The sequence below is a fragment of the Sandarakinorhabdus sp. genome, from assembly GCF_031422795.1.
Lineage (GTDB): Bacteria > Pseudomonadota > Alphaproteobacteria > Sphingomonadales > Sphingomonadaceae > Sandarakinorhabdus.
The window spans coordinates 1-4,965 of the sequence record NZ_JANPML010000275.1 but is presented as its reverse complement, the minus strand read 5'-3'; the positions used below and the strand labels follow the sequence as shown (position 1 = coordinate 4,965).

5 protein-coding genes and 1 pseudogene are annotated in these 4,965 nt (G+C 64.6%); all 6 read left to right on the top strand.

What is annotated here, in order from left to right; all coding sequences use genetic code 11:
* Window positions 1-63 precede the first annotated feature (63 nt).
* A complete protein-coding gene (locus RMO81_RS09930; protein WP_310475691.1) occupies window positions 64-897 on the top strand; it encodes a cytochrome c oxidase subunit 3 in 834 nt (277 codons plus the stop codon).
* A gap of 61 nt (window positions 898-958) precedes the next feature.
* Window positions 959-1,246, top strand: coding sequence for a DUF983 domain-containing protein (locus RMO81_RS09925; protein WP_310475690.1), 288 nt, complete (start codon window positions 959-961; stop codon window positions 1,244-1,246).
* Entirely contained in the window at window positions 1,243-1,881 is a 639-nt protein-coding gene (locus RMO81_RS09920; RefSeq protein WP_310475689.1) for an SURF1 family protein, read from the top strand. The genes RMO81_RS09925 and RMO81_RS09920 overlap by 4 nt, the downstream gene beginning before the upstream one ends.
* 12 nt (window positions 1,882-1,893) lie before the next feature.
* Complete coding sequence (thrC, locus tag RMO81_RS09915; protein WP_310475688.1) at window positions 1,894-3,285, top strand: threonine synthase; 1,392 nt, start codon at window positions 1,894-1,896, stop codon at window positions 3,283-3,285.
* Complete coding sequence (locus RMO81_RS09910) at window positions 3,282-4,514, top strand: pitrilysin family protein (RefSeq protein ID WP_310475686.1); 1,233 nt, start codon at window positions 3,282-3,284, stop codon at window positions 4,512-4,514. Before thrC ends, RMO81_RS09910 begins: the two co-directional genes overlap by 4 nt.
* Window positions 4,511-4,965, top strand: a pseudogene (locus RMO81_RS09905) (class I SAM-dependent rRNA methyltransferase); the annotation flags it as partial. The gene RMO81_RS09910 and the pseudogene RMO81_RS09905, both read left to right, overlap by 4 nt.

The following is a 4,965-nucleotide window of genomic DNA, read 5'->3' as shown; positions in this document are numbered from 1 at the left end:
CGGGTCGGGCTAAGCGCTGCGACAATTCGTACAAGGCCGTTTGAGAAGGACAGGGGCTGACCCATGGCTGGAGCCAAGACCCACCAATTTCACATCCTCAACCCGTCATCGCGTCCGCTGATGATGTCGACGGCGGTGTTGATCCTCGCCGCCGGTGCCGTTGGCTGGATGCACAAGACCGGTTGGGGCATGCCCACCTTCGTCGCCGGCTTTGCCGCCGTTTGCACCATGTTCTTCCTGTGGTGGAAGGATGTCGTTCACGAAGCCAACACTGGTGATCACACGCCGGTCGTGCAGCTGCATCACCGCTATGGCATGATCCTGTTCATCGCTTCGGAAGTGATGTTCTTCGTCGCCTGGTTCTGGGCCTATTTCAACGCCGCGCTCTTTCCGTCGGTGCACGAAGGCATCGAAGGCGTGTGGCCGCCCAAGGGCATCGAGCTGCTCGATCCGTTCGTCTTCCCGCTGCTGAACACGTTGATCCTGCTGCTGTCGGGCACCGCCGTCACCTGGGCGCACCACGCGCTGATCCATGATGACCGCAAGGGCCTGAAGCAGGGCCTGTGGGTGACGATCGTGCTCGGCCTGCTGTTTACCTGCGTGCAGGCTTACGAATATTATCACGCCGAATATGGCATGGCCGACAGCATCTATGGTGCTGCCTTCTATATGGCGACCGGCTTCCACGGCTTCCATGTCGTTGTTGGCACCATCTTCCTGATGGTCTGCCTCGCCCGCACCTACAAGGGTGACTTCACCGCGCGCCACCACTTCGGTTTCGAAGCGGCGGCCTGGTACTGGCACTTTGTCGACGTGGTGTGGCTGTTCCTGTTCATCGCCATCTATGTGTGGGGTTCGAACTTCGGCGCAGCTGTGGCCCACCACGCGCTTGGCTGATACCCCCACTCCGGTTCAGGTTGCACTGAGGGGCTGCTGTCCACGCTGTGGCGGCGGCCCCTTGTTCGTTGGCCTGCTCAAGATTGTACCGCGCTGCACGAACTGCGGGCTGGATTATGTCCGCTTCAACGTGGGTGACGGCGCCGCGCCGTTCCTGATCTTCATCGTTGCCACCATCGTGATTATCGCCAGCCAGGTGACCGAAGCCAAGCTCGCCCCGCCATGGTGGGTGCATGTGCTGCTGTGGGGGCCGCTCACCATCGGCCTGTCGCTGGGCCTGATGCGGCTGGCCAAGGGGCTGTTGGTCGCACTTGAGTTTCGCAATGATGCCGGCGAGGGGAAGGCGTGACTCGCCGCATCCCCATCATCCCCACTATCATCACCGCCGTCGGCATCCTGATCCTGTGCGGCTTGGGCAAATGGCAACTCGATCGCCGCGAGTGGAAGCGTGACCTGATCGAGCGTCTGGCCGCTGCGCCCAACCTGCCCGAGGTGACGCCGGAAGAATTCCGCGCCGCGATGATGGGTGATGCATCGGTGCAATATCGCCGCGCCAGAATCGATTGCCGCGCCGGACCGAAGAAGCCCTATGATCTGCGTCCCGGCAGTTCTGCGCGCGGCACCTCGGGCTTTTTCGTCGTCGTTTCGTGCCGGCCCAACAATCGCCCGCCCGACATCGTTGCGGTGGCGGGCTGGACCAAGCGTGTCGACGCCAAGGACCAGATCATCAACCTCGACCACCAGCTCAGCGGCGTGGTGATCGAAAATCCCTATGGCGATGCACCGGATCGGCCGCGTTTCATGCTGATTCCAGACGGGGCCATCCCGCCGCTGGCGCGCCCGCAGCCGCCGCGCGCCGCCGATCTGCCCGACAATCACCTGGCCTATGCCGGGCAATGGTTCGGCCTCGCCATCGTGCTGGCCGCGATCTTCGGCCTCTATCTGCGGCGGCGCATGGTTGCACCCAGCGCCAAGCCCGAATAACGGGAAGCCGTCATGCGCTATGTCTCCACACGGGGCTCTGCCCCAATCCTTGATTTCGAAGCCGCCACGCTCGCCGGTCTGGCCAGCGACGGCGGGCTTTACGTCCCGGAAAGCTGGCCGCGCTTCAGCGAGGCTGAAATCGCGGCGATGGCTGACCTGCCTTATGTCGAGATCGCGGTGCGTGTCTGCCAGCGCTTCACCGCCGGCAGCCTTGATGAAACGGCGCTGCGGACCATCTTCACCGCCGCCTATGGCCGTTTTGCTCACGCCGCCGTGGTGCCGCTGAAGCAGCTCGATCATCGCCACTACCTGCTCGAACTGTTCCACGGGCCAACTTTGGCCTTCAAGGATGTCGCCCTGCAGGCGCTGGGGCTGGTGTTCGAGCGATTCCTTGCCCAATCGGGCCGCCACATCACCGTGATTGGCGCGACATCGGGCGACACCGGTTCGGCTGCCATTGATGCGCTGGCCGGCCGGTCGCGCGTTGAAGTCTATATGCTGCATCCGCATGGCCGGGTCAGCGAGGTGCAGCGCCGGCAGATGACGACGGTGCTGGATGGCAACATCCACAATATCGCCATCGAAGGCAATTTCGACGACGCCCAGGCCATCGTGAAGGCGATGTTCAACGATGCCGCCTTTGCCGCCCGTTTTCCGTTGGCCGCTGTCAACAGCATCAACTGGGCGCGCCTGCTGTTCCAGATCGTCTATTATTTCACCTCGGCGCTGTCCTTGGGCGCACCGCACCGGGCCGTGTCTTACGCGGTGCCAACCGGCAATTTCGGTGACGTGTTCGCCGGCTATGTCGCGGCGCAAATGGGCCTGCCCATCGATCGCCTCGTGGTCGCCACCAACCGCAACGACATTCTCCACCGCGCGCTGACTAGTGGCGATTACAGTGCCGGCACGGTGGCCCCCACCGATGCGCCGTCGATGGATATTCAGGTGTCATCGAACTTCGAACGGCTGCTGTTCGACCTGTCGGGACGTGATGGCGCTGCGATGGCCGCTGCGATGGCCGAATTTGAAGCCACGAAAAAGCTCGTCCTGCCAGAAGCCTGGCGCGCCAAGGCCGATGGCCTGTTCACCTCCGCCCGCGTTGACGCCGATGAAATGGCGGACACCATGCGCTGGGCGCTGACACAAACCGGCGAACTGCTCGATCCGCATACGGCCATCGGTCTTGCAGCGGCCCGGCGCGACACGGGCAGCGCTCCGATGGTGACACTGGCTACTGCCCATCCGGCCAAGTTTCCAGCCGCCGTGCGGGCAGCCACCGGCGTCCATCCTGATCTGCCGGCGCGTCTGGCTGATCTGATGACGCGCATCGAGCGTTACGACATCGCGCCGGCCAGCCTGCAGGCCATCGAAGCCTATGTTGCGGAACGTGCGCGCGCCAAATGACCGAACCGCAGATCACCACCCTCACCAACGGCTTGCGAGTCGCCAGCTGGGCGCTGCCTGGCCTTGAAACCGCGGCCGTCGCGCTGACGGCCGAGACGGGCTCGCGCTTTGAGCGGCCCGAGCTGAATGGCCTTGCCCATCTGTTCGAACATATGGTGTTCAAGGGCACGCAGCGCCGTTCCGCCCGCGCCATTGCCGAAGAGATGGAGGATGTCGGCGGGCAATTGAACGCCTGGACCAGCCGCGACACCACCATGTTCCACGCCCGCATCCTGGCGCGCGATCTGCCGTTGGGCGTCGATCTGATCGCCGATCTTGTCAGCGGCGCCCGCTTCGACCCGGATGACATTGTCCGCGAAAAGGAAGTCGTGCTGCAAGAACTGGGCGAGGCCCGCGACACGCCCGATGACATCGTGTTCGATCATCTGCAGGAAGCCGCCTACCCGGGCCAGGCGCTCGGCCGTTCCATCCTGGGTGACGAGGCCAGCCTGGCCCGCATCACCCGCGATGATCTGCTGGCGTGGCAGGCTGATCATTATGCGCCGCAGCGGCTCACGTTGGTCGCTGCCGGCAAGGTTGATCATGATGCGCTCTGCCGCCTCGCCGAAGTTGCCTTTCCGGCGGCGTCTGGCACGGCCGCCACCGCAACTGGCGAGACCGTGCAGTTTCACCCCGGCCGCCACCACGATGCCCGCCGCATCGAGCAGGCGCAGCTCACCGCCGGCTGGGCCGCGCCCGGCCACCATGATTCGGCGCAGGATGCTGCGTTGTTGTTCACGCTGGCCGCGGGCGGCGGCATGTCTTCACGCCTGTTCCAGCAGGTGCGTGAAGAGCGTGGCCTGGCCTATAGCGTGTCGGCCTCGCTGCAGCCTTATGTCGATGCCGGTCTGTTGAGCGTCCATGCCGCCACCGATCCGAAGCAGGCGGCAGCCGCGCGCGACCTGATCATGACCGTGCTGCACGAAACCGCTTCGGGCCTGGAACAGGCCGAGCTCAATCGCGCCCGCGCGCAGGCCGTGGCCGGCCTGTTGATGGCGCTGGAAGGCCCACAGGGCGCGTCTGATTATCTGGGCCGCAGCCTGATCGTGCACGGCCGTTTTCTGCCGCCGGCCGAATTGGTGGCGCGCATCGAAGCTGTCACGGTTGATGCCGCCCGCGCTGCCGGTGCCGCCATGCTGGCCGCCGCGCCGGCCCGCGCCGAGATCGGCCGCCATAAGGCTGCTGCATGACCAGTCTCGCCACCCTCGTTACCGAGCCTTGGGCCGATTTCGGGCTGGTGGACTCGGGCCACGGAAAAAAGCTGGAGCGTTATGGCCGCTTCCGCTTCATCCGCCCGGAACCGCAGGCGATGTGGGCACCGGCCAGTACCGAATGGAAGGCCGATGGCGAGTTCATCGGCGGCAGCGATGAAGAGGGCGGCGGCCGCTGGCAATTGTCGGCCAATGTGCCCGATCGCTGGGAAATGAAGCGGCCATCGCCGGGCGGTGAAGTGAGCTTCTGGGCCAACAACACGCCATTCCGCCACCTTGGCTTCTTCCCCGATATGGGCGGCCAGTTCGATTGGCTGGCCAGCCGTATCAAGCCTGGCGACCGGGTGATGAACATGTTCGGCTATACCGGCGTTGGCAGCCTGGTGGCGGCCCGCGCCGGCGCGACGGTGACGCATGTCGATGCCAGCAA

Bases quoted from the DNA above. Each gene is read 5' to 3' on its own strand.
- thrC (WP_310475688.1), top strand. From the start codon at position 1,894: ATGCGCTATGTCTCCACACGGGGCTCTGCCCCAATCCTTGATTTCGAA.
- RMO81_RS09930 (WP_310475691.1), top strand. From the start codon at position 64: ATGGCTGGAGCCAAGACCCACCAATTTCACATCCTCAACCCGTCATCG.
- RMO81_RS09910 (WP_310475686.1), top strand. From the start codon at position 3,282: ATGACCGAACCGCAGATCACCACCCTCACCAACGGCTTGCGAGTCGCC.